The organism is Bifidobacteriaceae bacterium, assembly GCA_031281585.1.
Lineage (GTDB): Bacteria > Actinomycetota > Actinomycetes > Actinomycetales > WQXJ01 > JAIRTF01.
Genome location: JAITFE010000107.1, coordinates 1 through 15,677 on the forward strand (window position 1 = coordinate 1; position 15,677 = coordinate 15,677).

The 15,677-nt window shown below is 69.2% G+C and carries 9 protein-coding genes and 3 pseudogenes; 7 read left to right on the plus strand and 5 right to left on the minus strand.

Translation table 11 applies throughout. The features are described from left to right. On the plus strand, window positions 1-841 hold an 841-nt coding region (locus tag LBC97_12025), incomplete at its 5' end, for a DUF4032 domain-containing protein (GenBank protein MDR2566755.1). 100 nt (window positions 842-941) lie between these two features. On the opposite strand, the gene rlmB is transcribed toward LBC97_12025, so the two are convergent. After that, the gene (gene rlmB / locus LBC97_12030) at window positions 942-1,961 is read right to left on the minus strand and encodes a 23S rRNA (guanosine(2251)-2'-O)-methyltransferase RlmB (protein ID MDR2566756.1); all 1,020 of its coding nucleotides are present in this window, start codon (window positions 1,959-1,961) and stop codon (window positions 942-944) included. Window positions 1,962-1,972: 11 nt separating this feature from the next. Beyond that, window positions 1,973-4,051 (minus strand): HNH endonuclease, encoded by a 2,079-nt coding sequence (locus tag LBC97_12035; protein MDR2566757.1) that lies wholly within the window; start codon window positions 4,049-4,051, stop codon window positions 1,973-1,975. Between the two features lie 736 nt (window positions 4,052-4,787). Here LBC97_12035 and LBC97_12040 point away from each other — a divergent pair. The 4 genes and pseudogenes from LBC97_12040 to LBC97_12055 all read left to right on the plus strand — a co-directional run bounded on the left by LBC97_12040 (window position 4,788) and on the right by LBC97_12055 (window position 10,681). Beyond that, entirely contained in the window at window positions 4,788-5,177 is a 390-nt protein-coding gene (locus tag LBC97_12040; GenBank protein ID MDR2566758.1) for a DUF4259 domain-containing protein, read from the plus strand. Window positions 5,178-5,286: 109 nt separating this feature from the next. Beyond that, window positions 5,287-6,735, plus strand: coding sequence for a DUF3375 domain-containing protein (locus LBC97_12045; GenBank protein MDR2566759.1), 1,449 nt, complete (start codon window positions 5,287-5,289; stop codon window positions 6,733-6,735). Continuing rightward, on the plus strand, window positions 6,732-7,484 hold the full coding sequence (locus LBC97_12050) for a DUF4194 domain-containing protein (protein MDR2566760.1): 753 nt from the start codon (window positions 6,732-6,734) through the stop codon (window positions 7,482-7,484). Before LBC97_12045 ends, LBC97_12050 begins: the two co-directional genes overlap by 4 nt. A 44-nt stretch (window positions 7,485-7,528) precedes the next feature. Next, a pseudogene (locus LBC97_12055) lies at window positions 7,529-10,681 on the plus strand (hypothetical protein). Window positions 10,682-10,953: 272 nt separating this feature from the next. Here the strand turns inward: LBC97_12055 and LBC97_12060 are convergent. Then, a pseudogene (locus LBC97_12060) lies at window positions 10,954-11,049 on the minus strand (tail assembly chaperone). A gap of 50 nt (window positions 11,050-11,099) precedes the next feature. Between LBC97_12060 and LBC97_12065 the strand changes: the two are divergent. Then, window positions 11,100-12,614 (plus strand): DUF2220 family protein, encoded by a 1,515-nt coding sequence (locus LBC97_12065; GenBank protein MDR2566761.1) that lies wholly within the window; start codon window positions 11,100-11,102, stop codon window positions 12,612-12,614. A 420-nt stretch (window positions 12,615-13,034) separates the two neighbouring features. Here the strand turns inward: LBC97_12065 and LBC97_12070 are convergent. Together LBC97_12070 and LBC97_12075 are read right to left on the minus strand one after the other, a co-directional pair. Continuing rightward, a pseudogene (locus LBC97_12070) lies at window positions 13,035-13,544 on the minus strand (ATP-binding protein). 131 nt (window positions 13,545-13,675) lie between these two features. After that, complete coding sequence (locus tag LBC97_12075; protein ID MDR2566762.1) at window positions 13,676-14,293, minus strand: hypothetical protein; 618 nt, start codon at window positions 14,291-14,293, stop codon at window positions 13,676-13,678. Window positions 14,294-14,334: 41 nt separating this feature from the next. Here LBC97_12075 and LBC97_12080 point away from each other — a divergent pair, with 41 nt between their 5' ends. Further along, window positions 14,335-15,480, plus strand: coding sequence for an SMI1/KNR4 family protein (locus tag LBC97_12080; GenBank protein ID MDR2566763.1), 1,146 nt, complete (start codon window positions 14,335-14,337; stop codon window positions 15,478-15,480). Window positions 15,481-15,677 lie beyond the last annotated feature (197 nt).

Consider the following 15,677-nt stretch of genomic DNA (forward strand, 5'->3'; position numbering starts at 1 on the left):
CGTGCGGCTGCACCTCCTGGGCTTCTACTGGGGCGACGTCTCGCTCTCCAACGCCCTGTTCCGCCGGGACGCGAAGGAGTTCTCCGCCTATCTGGTGGACGCTGAGACCGGCGCCCTCCACGAGGAGCTGACGGACGGCCAGCGGGCCTATGACTTGGACCTGGCGCGGACAAACGTCATCGGCGAACTGATGGACCTGGAAGCCGGCGAGATGCTGGAGGACGAGCTTGACCCGATCGCTATCGGCGATTTCCTGGTGGAGCGCTACGACCAGCTGTGGCGCGCGCTGACGGAGGAGGAGACCATCTCCTCGGACGCCCGCTGGCGGCTGCAGGACCGCATCAACCGGCTCAACGACCTGGGTTTCGACGTGGCCGAGATGTCAATGTCGACCGACCCGGACGGCACCACGCTTCATATCCGCCCGCAGGTGGTGGACGCGGGCCACCACTCGCGCCGACTGTTCCGGCTGACCGGCCTGGACGTGCAGGAGAACCAAGCCCGGCGGCTGCTCAACGACCTGGACACCTACCGGATGCATTCGGGCCAGACGGACGCGGACGAGGACTTCGTGGCCCACGACTGGCTGACCCACGTCTTCGAGCCCGCGGTCCGCTCGGTGCCGCGCGAGTTGCGCGGCAAGCTGGAGTTGCCGCAGATTTACCACGAGATTCTGGAGCACCGCTGGTTCATGTCACAGCGCGAATCCCGGTTCGTCCCGCTCGACGAGGCGGTGGTCAGCTACATCGACAACGTCCTCAAGCACCGCCGCGACGAGTCCGAGTTGATCCTGGCGGACACCCTCCAGCTTCCGGCCATCGACGACGTGCCGATGAGCTAGCGCCGACGCCGCACGGGTTCGCCGCGGCCGTTTGGCGCATCTTGCACCGGGGCCGCCGCTGGCCCGCCTGCGGGCGCTTGGCCAGGGTGCCCGGCCCGTTTCAACGGCGGCGTTTGGCGGCTTCGTAGAGGACGATTCCGCCCGCGACCGCCGCGTTCAACGACTCCGTGGCGGCGTCCATTGGGATGGAGACCGTCAAGTCGCAGGTCTGCCTGGTCAGGCGCGCGAGGCCTTTGCCTTCGGAGCCGACCACCAACACGACGGGACCGGCAGCCAGGTCGAGGTTGGCGGCATCGGCGGCCCCTTCGGCGTCCAGACCGACCACGAACAGACCGGCCTGTTTGAGGTCTTCGAGGGCTCTGTTCAGGTTGGTGGCGCGGGCCACCGGCACGCGGGCGGCGGCCCCGGCGGACACCTTCCAAGCGGTTGGCCCCATCTGGGCGGAGCGGCGGGAGGGGATCAACACCCCGTGGGCGCCGAAGGCGGCCGCGGACCGTAGGATCGCCCCCAGGTTGTGGGGGTCGGTGACCTGGTCGAGGGCGACAATGAGGGGCGGCTGGGCGGCGTCCTCCGCGATGCGAACCAAGTCCATGGCGGACTTGTACTCGTAGGGGGCGGCTTTGAGCGCCACGCCCTGGTGGTTCGCGCCGCCGGTCCGCTGGTCCAGTTCCAACTTCGAGGCCTGCCCAATCGGGATGCCCGCGTCGCCGGCGAGTTTCATGGCCTCACGCACGCGGTCATCCACGTCAATCCCGATTGCGATCTCTAGGCGCACGGCCGGCACCTGGGCGCGCAGCGCTTCGAGGACGGCGTTGCGCCCGGCCACGTAATCGGCGGCGTCTTTGGCCGCAGTCCTGCCGAGCTTGCCGGTCCTGTTCGGCTTGCCCGCTTGACCGGTCTTGCCGGCGGGGCGGATGGCTGCGCCCTGGGGGCGAGCTTGGTTGCGCTTTTCCATGGCCGCTTTGCGCTTGGCGGCGGGGTGGTAGGGCCGGTCTTCGGCCTTCGGTGTGGGCCCCCTGCCTTCGAGGGCCTTGCGGCCGCGGCCGCCCGATCCGATCAAGGGCCCCTTCTTGGAGCCGGGCTTGCGCACCGCTCCCCTACGCTTCGAGTTCCCAGGCATGGCCCACAAGCCTACTTGGCCGCCGCCGCCGCCAAGGCGAACTCATCCTCGACCCACGGCTCGGAAGCCTGGGCAGACTCCTCCATCGGCCCCCACTTCGCGGCCGCGCCCGCCGGAGCAACGTCTGGCCACGCCTCCGGCGCTGCCTGAGTTGCCTGAGCTGCCGGCGCTTGAGCAGGCTTTTCCCTTCGGTCCGCCGAGCCCAGTTTCTGTGTTTGGGGGGAGCCTTCCCCTTGCGAGCATGATCGTTCGGGTTTGGGTATGGCTCCGAGTCTTTCCAGTTTGACCCTGATGCGGTCGTTCAGCATTGGTTTGCGTTGCGGATCGACGCGGGCCGGCGGTATGACCACCGGGTGATGGTGGATCGGGTCGATCTCGGCTCGCCACCTGGTTGGGTCGTCGCAACCGGGGAACCACCCGGTCCCGTCTGGCAACTTCAGCGCGGGCTCCAAAAGCCGGTGATGCCGGTGACAGGCGAGGACGAGGTTTTCCAAACTGGTGTTCCCGCCGAGCACCCATTTTCGCAAATGGTGGGCCTCGCAGCCGTCCGGGCCGATCCCGCAGCCCGGGAAACAACAGCCGGCATCGCGTTGGCTCAACGCGATCCTGATCGCGGGCGGGATTCCCCGTGTCGCCCGACCGACGTCGAGCGGCTCCCCGAATGAGCCCGCCAGCACCGCCGCCCATTCCGCTCCGCAGATGAGCTGGTTGACCGCCTCAGGGGCGAGTTCCCCGCCGTCCTCCCCCAAAGTCGCGACGGGCGCGGCGGCGCCGAGTTGGTCTTTGGTCATGGTGACCACGATCCGGGCCGGCCTGCCGGCCCTCAGCGGGGCGTCCTGCGGGCAGGCGTCTGCCAACGCCGCCAGGGCGTCCAACAAGGACGCCCCGAAGGGATCGGCGTCCTCCCGGCCGGAGACCGTGGGGTCCCACAACCGGCCCGCGTCGGGATCACCGCCGTTGCCCTCGTCTGTGCGCTCGCGGCGGGCGGCCAACGCCGCCCCTTCCAAGCGCCTTTTGATTTTCGCTCCCACCTCGACCGGGCAGCGGCCGTTGATCACCATCGCCTGACCGTTCCGGCGGAAGGACAAGAAGCGCCCCCTGTGCGCCTTTTCGCGTTCTAAGTTCAACTGGTCATCCCGGTCGCCGCCGACCCCAGCTTTCCGCCGGGCGTTCGCCACCAACTCGCGGGCCTTGGCGCCCAACGCCCCCGGGCCCAGTCTCCCGGCGTCCTCGATCAACTCGGCCTGGGCTTCCTCCAAGGCCTTGTCGCCCAGCAGATCCGCGGGGAAGCCCTTCAGTTCGCGCGCCACCGCCTGGGCCTGCGCCGGAGCCATCTCGCCCTTCTGGGCCGCCCGGCTCACCAATCCAAAGGGCCGGAGCGCTTCGCCCTGTTTGATGAGCCTCTTCGCTTGTGCGGCAGGCATCTTCGACTCCAGTTGCAGATGCGACTCCACGTCCAAGCCCTTTGCTTTCGCCGCCGCACCCTTGCGCTTGACCTCCTCCGCGACCGCCGCCGTCAGCGCCTCTGCCTGATTGCCGATCTGCGCCAGCACATCCAGATTCGCCAGCGACTCCTCGGCGCCCAAGCCGGACCGGTCACGGGCCGCGAACCTGCGCAGACCCTCGCGGGCCGCCAACAAACCAGGATCCGCGAAACCCATGCCACCCCACCCGGCACCCGGCGAGGTTCCCGGCGCGCCCGCGCCCCCGTACCCACAGTCTCCGTCAACGGCACGATCGCCGTGCGAACCAGCGCCCGGCGCGCCCGCGTACCCGCAGCCCCCGTCAACGGCACCATCGCTGCCCGAACCAGCCCCCGGCGCGCCCGCGTCCTGGCCCTCCCCGCCTGCGGCGCTGTCGGCGCCCGGAATCAGGGCCTCTGTGCCACCGACTGCCCGCGCGCTTGGCGAGAACGAACCCGAGCGACCTCCGGCAGGCGGCCAGCCAGTCTCCGCGGCGGCCCAGGCCTCCAGGCCGCTCAAGCCCGCCGCCCCCAAGATGCCCGCCACAACAAGGGCGACGTCTCTCGATCCGGCCGCCACGAACTCGGCCGCCTCAACCGAACCCGCAACGCGGCCACTCCCGCCCACGACACGGCCCCCGGCGGGCGGCGCGGGCGCGGTCTCCGCACCGGGACCGCGGGCGGGAGACTCACCGCCGGGCAACCGGCCGGGCGCATGCCGCAGAGGGGCGGTCCCCGCGCTCACAGCCCCACCCCGCGAACGGTCCCGAAAATGGCGTCAAGCAAACCCTCTACCACCGCTTGATGCCTGTTCGCATGCTGCTTACTCATACACATATGCTACTCCCTTGGCGCTCCGAAGTCAACACCTTCCGCCACAAGAATCCGCACCGAGACCCGTCCGCAACCGAACCTGCGAGCGAAGCCCGCATCGACCCGGCGGGCGGCCCAACCCGCGTCGGCGGCCCAACCCGTGCTGCGGCTCCCCCTGCGTCGCCCTGCCCAAAGTGCCACGCGGCTGCCGCGCGGCCGCCCCACGGTGCCACATGGCCAGGCGAGGCGACATGGAAGCGGAGCAAAACGGCATCGGCGGCCATGGCAGACAAGCTACGCCGCGCGTCTGACAACGAACCGGCCGCCCAAAGCACTCCCAAGGGCTGGCAACCCGCCCCGGCTACGCCCGGCGCCCAGGCCGACCGGGGGGCGCAAAGCGGGCGCCTCCCCGCAGGATCCCGGACGCCGTGAACGGACATGGAGACAACATAGGCGACGGGTCTGACGTCAAAGAAGGCGGGAAAACGGGAGACGCGCCAGTGGCGGCCAGATTACGGCCCGTGGCGAAGCCGGTTCACCATACTTGGAGCATGGGCGCTTGGGGAACGGGGCCGTTCGACAACGACGGCGCCGCCGATTTGGTCGCCGAGATTCGGTACGACGATTTCGACTTGGACAATGTGGCGTGGGCCTTCGAGGATCCGGACCACATGGTGGTCGACGGCGGCCAAATCGCCATCGCGCTGGGGGCTTTGATCCAGGCCGTCAACGGCCTTCGGCCCGGCCCCGACGACGAACTGGACTTGGCGGACTTCAAGGCCCAACTCACTCCCGAGCGCGTGGCCTGGGTCCGGGCCGAAATGCTCCGAGCGATGAGCGATGGCGCCGTCTCCGAGGCCTATGACCTGTGGGAAGACGCGGGCGAACTCGAAGCCTGGCTGGAGGAGTCGCGGGCCTGCCTTCCCCCGGCCGCCGACTGACGATCCGCGCCATTGCGGGCTGGCCGCGAACCCGTTTTGAACTGCGGAAAGACCGCTCCGGGCGGGGGCGCGGTTCTCAGTGTCAGAGGGCGCCCCTAGAGTTTTCCGCATGTCTTCGTTGGCTCCCGCGTTGCAGACCCGGCGGCTCGCCGCCGAGTCGGCGGCCTGGGCTCTGTTGCGCGCGGACAACGCCCCGGTGATCGTCGCGGTGCTCGGCCGGCACCTGGGCGGGGAGGAGCGGCGGCTGCCCGCGCCCGTCCTGGCCGAACGTGTGGAGGAGGATCTCGCGGACCTCCGCAGCGACTTTCCCGAGCTCACACGCACGGCGGTCGGCTACTTGACCGCCTGGCGCGAGCAGGGTTTCCTGGTCCGGCGGGTGGTGCCCGGCTACCGGGAGGAAACTCTCGAATTGTCCGATGCCGCCTTGGCGGCCCTCGCTTTCATCGCCAGTTTGGGGGAGGACCGGCAGGCGGTGACGGCATCGCGCCTGGAGACCATCTTGGAGCGGGTGCACGCGCTGAACGTGGCGACCGATCCGCGCGTGGAGACCCGGTTGGCGGCGCTTGAGGCCCAGCGGGCGGAACTGGACCGGGAAATCGACCGTGTGCGGTCGGGCCGGTTCGAGGTGCTCGCGGCGGCGGACGCGGTTGAGCGCGCGGCGGACATTCTGGCCCTGGCCGCCGCCCTGCCGGCCGATTTCGCCCGCGTCCGGCGCCAGATTGAGGAAATCAACCAGTCCCTGGTGCGGCGCTTGGTCGAGGACCAAGACTCGCGGGGCCGGGTGCTGGAGGAGATCTTCGCGGGGATCGACCAATTGGAGGAATCGGAGGCGGGCCGGTCGTTTGACGGATTCCACGCGCTGGTCAGCGACCCGGAGCGGTCGGGCCGCTTCGATGACGACGTCGAGGCGATCCTCGAGCGCGAGTTCGCGGAGCGGCTGCCGGCGGACCAGGCCCACGCGCTGCGGCGCATGCTGCCAACGCTCCAGGACACGTCCCGCGAGGTCCGGGACGTGATGACGTCGCTCGGCCGGTCGTTGCGCCGGTTTGTCCAAAGCGAGGAGCACGGGCGCGCCCGGCGCGTCCACCAACTGCTGCAGGGGGCGGCTGGGGCGGCGTTGGCGGCATCGGACAAGGCGCGGCTGCTGGACCCGACCGGGTTCCGACTGGACCAAACGTCGGTGGCGACCGCGGCGATCGGGGAATTGTCGCTGCGGGATCCGAGCACCAGTCGGTCGCTGGAGCCTTTGGAAGAGGCACCTTCCCTGCCCGCCGACTTGGACGCGCTGGCGGCCTTGGCCAGGGAAAGCGACATCGACTTCCGCGAGTTGCGGGAATCGGTCGCCGCCGCGGTCCGTGCGCGCGGGGCCTGCACAATCGCCGAGGTCTTGGAGGACCGTCCCGCCACGCAAGGCCTGGCCAGCGTGATTGGGCTGTTGGTATTGGCGCTGAAACACGGCTCGGTCGGGGACGGCGTGGAAACGGTGCGCTGGGAAACCGCCGGCGGCCAGCGGCGGCGCGGGACGGTGCCCGTGTGCTTGTTCGAGGAGGAGCTTTGAGCGAAGAAGACGCGCCCGCGCGGGCGGGCGACCAGTTATGGCCGGGAGACAAGGGCTTGCTGCCGGAGGCGTCGCGGCGCACGCTGGTGGCGCTGCTGAAAGGACCATACGTGTCCGCCGAGCGGCAGAGCGGGGCGTGGGACGCCTTGATGGCGGACCAGGCCGCCATCGAGTCGCGGCTGGCGGACCTGTTCCTCGACCTGGTGGTGGACCAGGACACAGGGGTCGCGTTCATCCGCGGCGTGCGCACGGATCAGATTCAGGCGCCGCAGGTGGTCCGCAGCCGCAACCTGACGTTCATCCAGACCGCGTTGGTGTTGCACTTGCGCCAACTGCAGGTCCGGGCGGCGCCGGGCGAGGCCGTGATCGTGGGCCTCGGCGAGGTGACCGACTACCTGGAGGTTTACCGTCCCAGCCAGGGGATTGACCGCCCGCTGCTGGTCAAGCGCGTGAAGAGCGCCTGGGAGACCATGCATGACTTGGGGCTGTTGCACAAGACGTCGACCGAGGAGCGGTCGGAGGTTTCGCCGACTTTGCGCTTGATCTTCGGGCCAGAGGAGATCGAGCGGCTGACCACCGAATACGAACGGATAGCGGAGGCGGCCGGCGGGGCGGCCGGGGCCGGAAGGACGGCGGGGGCCGGGGCCGAGGGGACGGCCGAGCGGACTGAGTTTGCCGCCGGCCCTAATGCCGATCAAGGCCGGGTTGCGGGCGCGGGCGGCGACGTGGAAGAGGGGACTTGGGAATGAGCACGCTGTTGTTGGACACGCTGGAGGCCGGCGGGGCCGTCCAAATGGGCCAGTGGCGCTTGGCCCACATCGAGGTGGCCAACTGGGGCACCTTCCATGGCTGGCACCGCTTGGATGTGGCCCGCGAGGGATTCCTGCTGACCGGCGCGTCAGGCTCCGGCAAGTCCTCGCTGCTCGACGCGGTGGCCGCCGTCATGATGCCGCGCGGCAAGGTCCATTTCAACGCGGCGGCGGCGGAATCCGGCGGCCGGCGGGACAGAACCATCCTCAGTTATGTGCGCGGCGCCTGGCGGCGCGCCGAAAACGCCGAGACGGGCGAAGTCTCATCCGTCTACTTGCGCCCCGGCGCCAGCTGGTCGGGTGTCGCCCTGCGCCTGGAAAACGGCGCCGGCGGGGCGCCCCTCACCCTGGTCAAGCTGTATCACGTGCCGCAGGGCGGCCACGACAGCGCGGATGTGAGGGAATTGGCCGTGGTGGCGCACCAGCCGATCAGTTTGAAGGACTGCGAGCCGTTCGCCCGTTCAGGCCTTGATGTCAAGCGCCTGAAGAAGCGCTGGCCGGAGGCGTTTGTCACCAACAAGACGGGGGTGTTCGGCGAGCGGCTCGCCCGCGAATTGGGCATCACCAAGCCGGAGGCGCTGGAGCTCTGGCACAAGACGCAGTCCGCCAAGTCGCTCGGCTCGCTGGACGCGTTGTTCCGCGATTACATGCTGGACGAGCCGCCGACCTTCGAGATCGCCGACCGGGCGGTGGAGCAGTTCGGCGAGTTGAAGCAAGCCCACACGGCGGTGCTGGACGCGCGCGACCAAATCGCCGCTTTGACGCCGCTGCGCGGGGCGGCCAAACGCCACCGGCGGGGCCTGGAGGACCAAACCGCGCTTGGGATTCTGGAAGCCGCGCTTGGACCGTACGCCAACGGGGAGAGGCTGAGGCTCGCCCGCCAAGCCCAGGCCGACGCGGCCCGCGAGGCCGACGCCGCCCAGGCCGAGGTGGCGGCCACGGGCGCTCAAGTCGCCCAAGCCCAGCAGGTGTTCGATGCCGCCCACCAAGCCGCGCTCGGACAAGGCGGCGAGGCCCTGGCCAGGCTGGAGTCGGCCGAGCAACAACTTGCGCTGATCCATCAGACCGTGGCCGACAAACGACGCGAGATCATGGGCGAGCTCCGGGCGGCGGCCCTGCCCGCCCCGGAGACGGCCGAGCAGTTCCACGAACTGAAGCGCCAGGCGGCGACCGAACTGGCCAAAGCGGAGGACAGCCGACTGCGGGCCGACTTGCAGGACGCGGGGGGCCGGATCACCGCCCTGCGCTCCGAACTTCGGGAGCTCCGGCAAGAAGTCGAGGTGGTTCGCCGCTCCAAATCCAACTTGGGGGCGGATCTCCTGCGGGCCCGCGCAATGGTCGCGGAGGCCGCCGGCCTGACACCTGCCGCCCTGCCGTTTGCGGGCGAATTGATGCAGGTCAAGACGGAATTCGCGGACTGGACGGGCGGCATCGAACGCGTTCTGCGGCCGTTGTCGCGGGTGATGCTGGTCCCCGCCGCGCACCGCGTCCGGGTGACCGAGGCCGCCAACGACGCCCACCTGGGTGCCCGTCTGGTGATGGAGTTCGTCGGCTCCGAGACGCCGAAAGCCGAGGGGCCGCTGACGGACAACGCGCTGCCCCTCCGCGTGGAGGTGAAAGACGGCGCCTTTTCCAACTGGCTGCGGGCTGTTCTGCGCCGCGACTACAACTACGAGTGCGCCCAGAATCTCGACTCCTTCTTGGCGGCACCCAAGGCGCTCACCCGAGAAGGACAAGTCAAACGCGGCCGCACCCGGCAGGAGAAGGACGACCGCTGGCCGGTGAACGACGCCTCCCACTGGGTCCTCGGCTTCGACAACCAGGCCCGGCTGGACCGGATGTTCGAGCACCTGCGGCGCCTGGCGCAGGCGGAAGACGAGGCCAAACAGGAGTATGACCGTCTGGAACGCGAACGCGACCAGTCGAATGATCGTTTCCGGCTGTTCCAGCGCCTGGAGGGCCTTGACTGGGAACGGATCGACCAAGACGCCGCAGCCGAGGCACTTGACGCGGTCCGGGCGGAACTGACTTCTTTCCGCGCGCAAAACCACGATCTTAGGGCGGCGGAGAAACGCGAGGCGGACGCCAAAGCCGCGTTTGACGCGGCCCGTGAGGCCCAGGCGGCGGCGTTGGCGCGCCAAGCGGTGGCGGCGAGGCGGCACACGGAGGCCAGCGAGGCGATCAGGCAGGTGGAAGGCGAAGCCGACCCGGTGGAGCTTCCGGGCCAGGTGAAGGAGGCGCTGCGCCAGCGATTCGAGGCGGCCCGTGGACAGCGGACCCCCACCTACCAAAGCATCGGGGACGCCAAAGACAAGGTGCGGGAGCGGCTGGGCGACGAATTGCGCGCGGCGCAGCGGCTGGCGGACAAAGCGGCGGCGGACGTGGCGGGGTGCGCCACGGAGTACAGGATCAAGTGGCCGGCGCCGGCGGCCGACCTGACCGCCTCGGTCGAGGATCTGTCCGGCTACCTTGACATTTTGGACCGCCTTGAACGCGACGGGCTGCCAGCTTTCGAGGACCGCTTCTTCGAATTGCTCGCCAAACAATCCACGCAGAACATTGGGCAGTTGGCGGACGTGATCAGGCGCGCCGCAGGCCAAGTTCGGGAGAAGATCCGGGTCATCAACGGCGCTTTGGCCACCTCGCCGTTCGACCAGGACCGGCACCTCAAGATCGAGGTCAAGGACTGCATGAGCGCCCAGGCGAAGGATTTCCTGGCCGAGTTGCGGACCATCACCTCGGGAGCCTGGGCGGGGCGTTCCCAGCCGGAGGAGGAGGGCGGCCGGGAGGTCGCCGAGCAGCGTTTCGACGCGATCAACCGGCTGATGACACGGCTCAAGTCAGACGCCCCGAGCGACCGCCGCTGGCGCGAACTGTGCCTGGACACCCGGAAACACGTCCGCTTCATCGGCAAAGAGGTCGACGGCGCGGGCGAGGTGGTCGCCGTGCACGATTCGACGGCCGGCCTGTCCGGCGGGCAACAGCAGAAGCTGGCGTTCTTCTGCCTGGCGGCGGCGCTGCGGTTCCGGCTGACCGACGACGCCTCGCAGTTGCCCTCGTTCGGCACCGTGCTGATGGACGAGGCCTTCGACCGGGCCGACGCGGACTTCACCCGCATGGCGCTGGACGTGTTCCGGCAATTCGGCTTCCACATGGTGCTGGCCACCCCGCTGAAGGGCATCCAGGTGATCGAGGACTACATAGGCGGGGCGGGACACGTCGAGTGCGTGGGCGGCCAACGGTCCGTGATCAGGCCCGTGCCTTGGGGAGCCGACGCGGAGGAGGATGAGACGCGGCCCGCGGCACCCGGCCGCGGCGGCCAGAGTGTGCCCGGCCCAGACTCCGTGGCCCGCCCAGGCGACGCCAACGATCCAGACGACGCGAGCGGCCCAGATGGCGTGGGCGCCCCGGACGGCGTGCCCGGTTCGGACGGCGTGCCCGGTTCGGACGGCGTGCCCGGTTCGGACGGCGTGCCCGGTTCGGAGGGCGTGGCCGGTCCGGACGGCGCGGGCGGTCCGGGTGGCGAGCCCGGTGCCGATCCGGCGGGCTCCGCCGATGGCTGAGAGGCGGTCCGGGCCGGTCGGATGGGCGGCGGCGTCCAGCGCGGTGCGGCGGTCGTTCGAGCGCAATCGCCCCGCCTGGGCCGTACAGACCGCGTTGTCGAGGACGGGCTTCCCCGTCCCGCCGGATCCCTGTCCCCCGGTCGTCGGCCTCAAACCGCCGACCGAACGGGCCGCCCTGGCGGATCTCCCGGGAACCTTGGCATGGGTGGCCGACTGGCGCGCACGCGCCGAGCCGTGCGTCGAATGGGAGCGCCGGTCCTGGGCCAGCGCGGGCGACCAAGACGTGCCGGCCCGCCTCGCGGTGGCCGACCCGGCCGCGGCCGCGCGGATCGCCGGTCAACGCCGCGCCTTCGACGCCCTGGTCGGGCGGATGGCGGCGCTGCTGGAGCGGTGGCACCCTTCGTGGGCAGTCGGCTTGTCGGAGGCCACCGGGGGCCAAGACGCTCCCCTGCCCGATCAAGCGGGCTTTGGGCGGCCAGGGCCGCTGGGCTCGCCCCTGATCTTGGCGCTCAAACGCCATGCGAACTTGATCGCATCTTTGCCCGGCGCCGACTTCGGACGCCTGCAAGACGTGGCCGAATGGCTGGCCGCGCATCCCGACTCCGGTTTGTACGCGCGCCAGTTGCCGGTGCGCGGGGTGGACTCCAAGTGGTTGGAGGGCCACCGCGCCCTGACGCAGGACCTGGTGGGCGGAATTCTCGGGGAGCCGGGACGCGCGCTCGGGATCATGTGGCGGCCGCCCGCCCTGATCCGGGGTCGCTTCCTCGACCCGGCGCTGGCGCCCGGCGGTCTGATCGAGTTGGCGGCGCCCGCGAAGGTGTGGGACGGGATCGGCGGGGAGCGTCCGGCGCCGGCTGGGACGCCTTGCCGGCCGCTGTCGCGGGAAGGAAGGGACGGCATCGGCGGCTGGCCATGCGTTGTGTTGGTGCTGGAAAACCTCCAGTCTTTGCTGGCGCTACCCCAACTGCCGGGCTCGGGGGCGTTGGCGTTGCACGGCGGAGGGCATGCGGTGGACTTGCTGGCGGAAATCGGCTGGCTGCGGGACGCGCCGGTGGCGTACTGGGGCGACCTGGACACGCACGGGTTCGCCATCCTGGACCGCCTGCGGGCTTTCCTGCCGGAGGCGCGCAGCCTGCTGATGGACCAAGCCACCTTGGAGGCGAACCTCGACTTGGCGGTTCCGGAGCCAAAGCCGACAACGGCGCGCCTGACTCGCCTAACTCCGGACGAACAGGCGGTCTACCAGGCGCTGCAGTCCTCCGGCCAGCGACTGGAGCAGGAACGCGTTCCCTGGGAAACGGCCCTGGTGGCGGTCCGTTCCGCCCTCGAATCAACGCGGCAAGCGCTCCCTCAGATACTCCCGCAGGAAGGGGAGCGCGAAGTCGACGGCGCCGCGCCCCGCCGTCCGAATGATCCCGCCTTCCAACAAGCGGGCGCGGTAGACGGCCAGATAGTTGAGCGGCCTGTCCATGCGCTCCGCCAGGTCGGCAAGCATGGACGCGCCTGAGTCTGCGGCCATTGCTTCCAAGAATTGTCTGTCGACGTCTGAGAGGTCCTTGAGCGCAGTCCCATGCACAAGGCGCCCAAGTCGGTCTTTCGCCGCTTCGATTCCCTGTTGAACGATTTCGCGTGTGATCACGTCGCCATCGGCGCGGCGCCACGCGTGGTAACCAACCAGTTGCACCATGAACGGGTAGCCGCCACTCGCCTCCGCCGCAGCTTCAAGCGCGTCGGCCGCTATGGAGCGGCCGTGCTCTTGTATTGTCGCGCGCAGCGCGTCTTTCACGGCCGGCAAGGGCAATTCGCCCAACGGATGATGCTCGGCCCGACGCAAGAACGTCGCCACCGATTCGCCGCTGAGCAGGGCACTGATGCCTTGAGGCAGGCCAGCCAGCGCCAACGCCACCTCTCGCTCTTCCCTCACAAGATGCTGGGCTATTGCGGCCAACTGTCTGAGCTCGTCTTGGTCGCCAGCGTGGATCTCGTCAATCGTGATGAGCAGGCCGGTGCCGTTTTCCTCGAGCTTGACGGCCACGTTGGTGAGCGCCTCACGCAGATCCAGTTCGGGCGGCAGGTGTTCTTCGGAGAGGCTGAACCCGCCGATCCCCGAAATGCTCACACCGGTCACTCTCCGGCTGGCCGGAGACCAGTCTCGCAGAATCCCCGAAGCTTGCCGGGCCAATCGCTCAATTAGCCCGACCGTGGCCGTCTCATGAACAGCGATCCATTGGCGCTCCTCGGCGGCGCGGTCGGCTATCGCATTGAGCATTACCGTCTTCCCCGCGCCGCGGGGACCGCTGAAGATTGTGAGCCTCCCCGGCGCGCCCGGGCCGTCCTCGATCGATTCCATGAACTCGTCGACCAACGCCTCGCGTCCCACCAGCACAGGCGGGTTGGCGCCGGCTGAGGGCTTGAACGGGTTCTGACTGCGCTCCATGCCCCCTCCTTTTGCGCGGTTTATAATTTTTGCGCGGTTTATAAAACCCTACCCGACGCCGATGCGCGCACGTACCCAAAGGTCTCCGCCGCACCAGAACGTCGTTCGACGCGCCCCCAACCCGGCCGCGTTCATCCAGCCTCCTGGGTGACGGTGGCGTCTTCGTCTTTCGCGACCAACTGCGCTTCCCAGCAGGCCCATGTGACGGCGTTGAACCGGTAGTCCTGGTACGAGGCCCAGAAACGCGACGGGTCGTAGATCAGCCAAAGGCTGTCGCCCGGCGAATACCGCTGAATGACCCAGGTGTTGGCGATCCGCTCGCACAAGTCCAGGCTGTCCAAGGCCACGTCGTCGCAGGGCAGCCGGGCGCCCATGTCGACACGCCACTGGCCGTCGCCCTTCAGATACCGCTCGATCCTCGCGCCGCCAGGCGGAAAGCCGATCACCTTGGCGAGTGTGGCGGCCAGCGCCGCCGCCCTCTCCCTCCGGGCGGTGCTTGTGACCACCGACAGTTCGACGTCCATCAGGCGGCCTGGGGACTTGTCGATCTGTTTGCAAATCAGCCCCTCTGCGACCCGCAGCGCGTTGATCCGGCGCTCGGCCAGCGTCCGCTGCGGCTTCGCAGTGTCCGGTAGTCGTGCCAGCGCCCTGTCCAGCTTCGAGATCATCATTTGGGTCTGGCGCAGCGCCTCCGGCAGGTCCTCCCCGCCGCCGCCCGCTGACGGCCCATCCGGCAACGGTTTCAGCACTAGACGAGCCTACCGGGCTGGCCGCTGGATAGGCTTGGGGCATGTCGGAGAGCTTGGCGCAGCGTTACCTGGCGGGCCTGAAGGCGAGGTGGGAGGAGGTCGGAGACGACGAATCGCCTCAGGAACTGGCCCTGGCGACCGGCGCGGCACCCGACGGCATCGTGCGTCTGCGGGGCGCCTACCCGCTTAGCCCGGACACCCTGACGAATCTGCTTTCCCTGGTGGACGGCACCTACCACCGCGACTACGGCGGCCATGAGGTGTCGGTCTACCTGCTGGGTTCGGACTTGGAGGAGTACCCGTACTACCTCCTTTCGGTCGGCCAGATCTTGGAGAGCGCCGCAGCGCCGACCAGCCAGGATTCCCTGCGCGGCCGCTACGGCGACGGCCTGGACGAATGGCTGCCGCCGGGGCGCGAGGGTGGGCCGGACGAAGGGTACCGCGACGACCGGATCGACCCGGATGTGCCGATCGGCCGGTGGCTGCACTTCGCCGACTGCATGAACAACGGCGGCACGTCGCAACTGTTCATCGACTTCGACCCGGCCGGCGAGGGCCGGGTGGGACAGATCATCCGGTACCTGCATGATCCGGACGAATGGGCCGTGATCGCCGACAGCTTTGACGACTACCTGGAGCGCCTGGCCAGCGACGGTTTCGGCTTCGTGCTGCCCGACGAGTCCGAACAGGAACAGGCCGAGGCGCTGGCCATGTGCGAGGCGGGGAGCTTGTCGCCCATCGTGCGGCGCGCCCTGGACGCGGCGGCAAGTGACGCGCCTGGCGCGGAGTCACTGCTGCGCGGCTTGGCCCGCCGGATAGTCCTGGATAAGGGCTTCTTCGGGCTCCATGGCGACGACGACTCGCAAACGATGATCGACTTGATCTTCTGGCTCCACACGCGCCTCGCCCCGCCGCGGTCGTTCGAGGACTTCTACAACTACCCCCAGGACGCCGAGGACCCCTACGCCCAGCCGTCGTTCGAGTTGATGATCGTGTTCTCCCTAGTCGCCGACCCATTTGATTTCAAGACCGGTGGGATCGCCCCCGGCTTCGTGGAGGACTGGTGGAATGAGCGGACGGCCCAAGGGAAGATTGTCCAATCCGAGGACGGTGGAGGCCACGTGTTCACGGTGGAGGCCGAAACCCAGTTGTTCGACTCGCTGAGGACTTTGGCCGGGCGGTCCTGAGCTTCGCGGCGAAGGCGCGGCGTGGCCGCTGGCGGACAACCCGTGCACGCTGGCAGCGCATTGCCATCCCACCTTGCCGGTGGCCACCGTCGTTTCCCGTCTCGTTGGGCAACGCCGCTAGTGTGGGGTGGTTGGGTGACGCTGAGCGCCCGGAAGACGCGCCCGCCGCGCGTTCGGGAGAGCCCGCCCACCCGGCC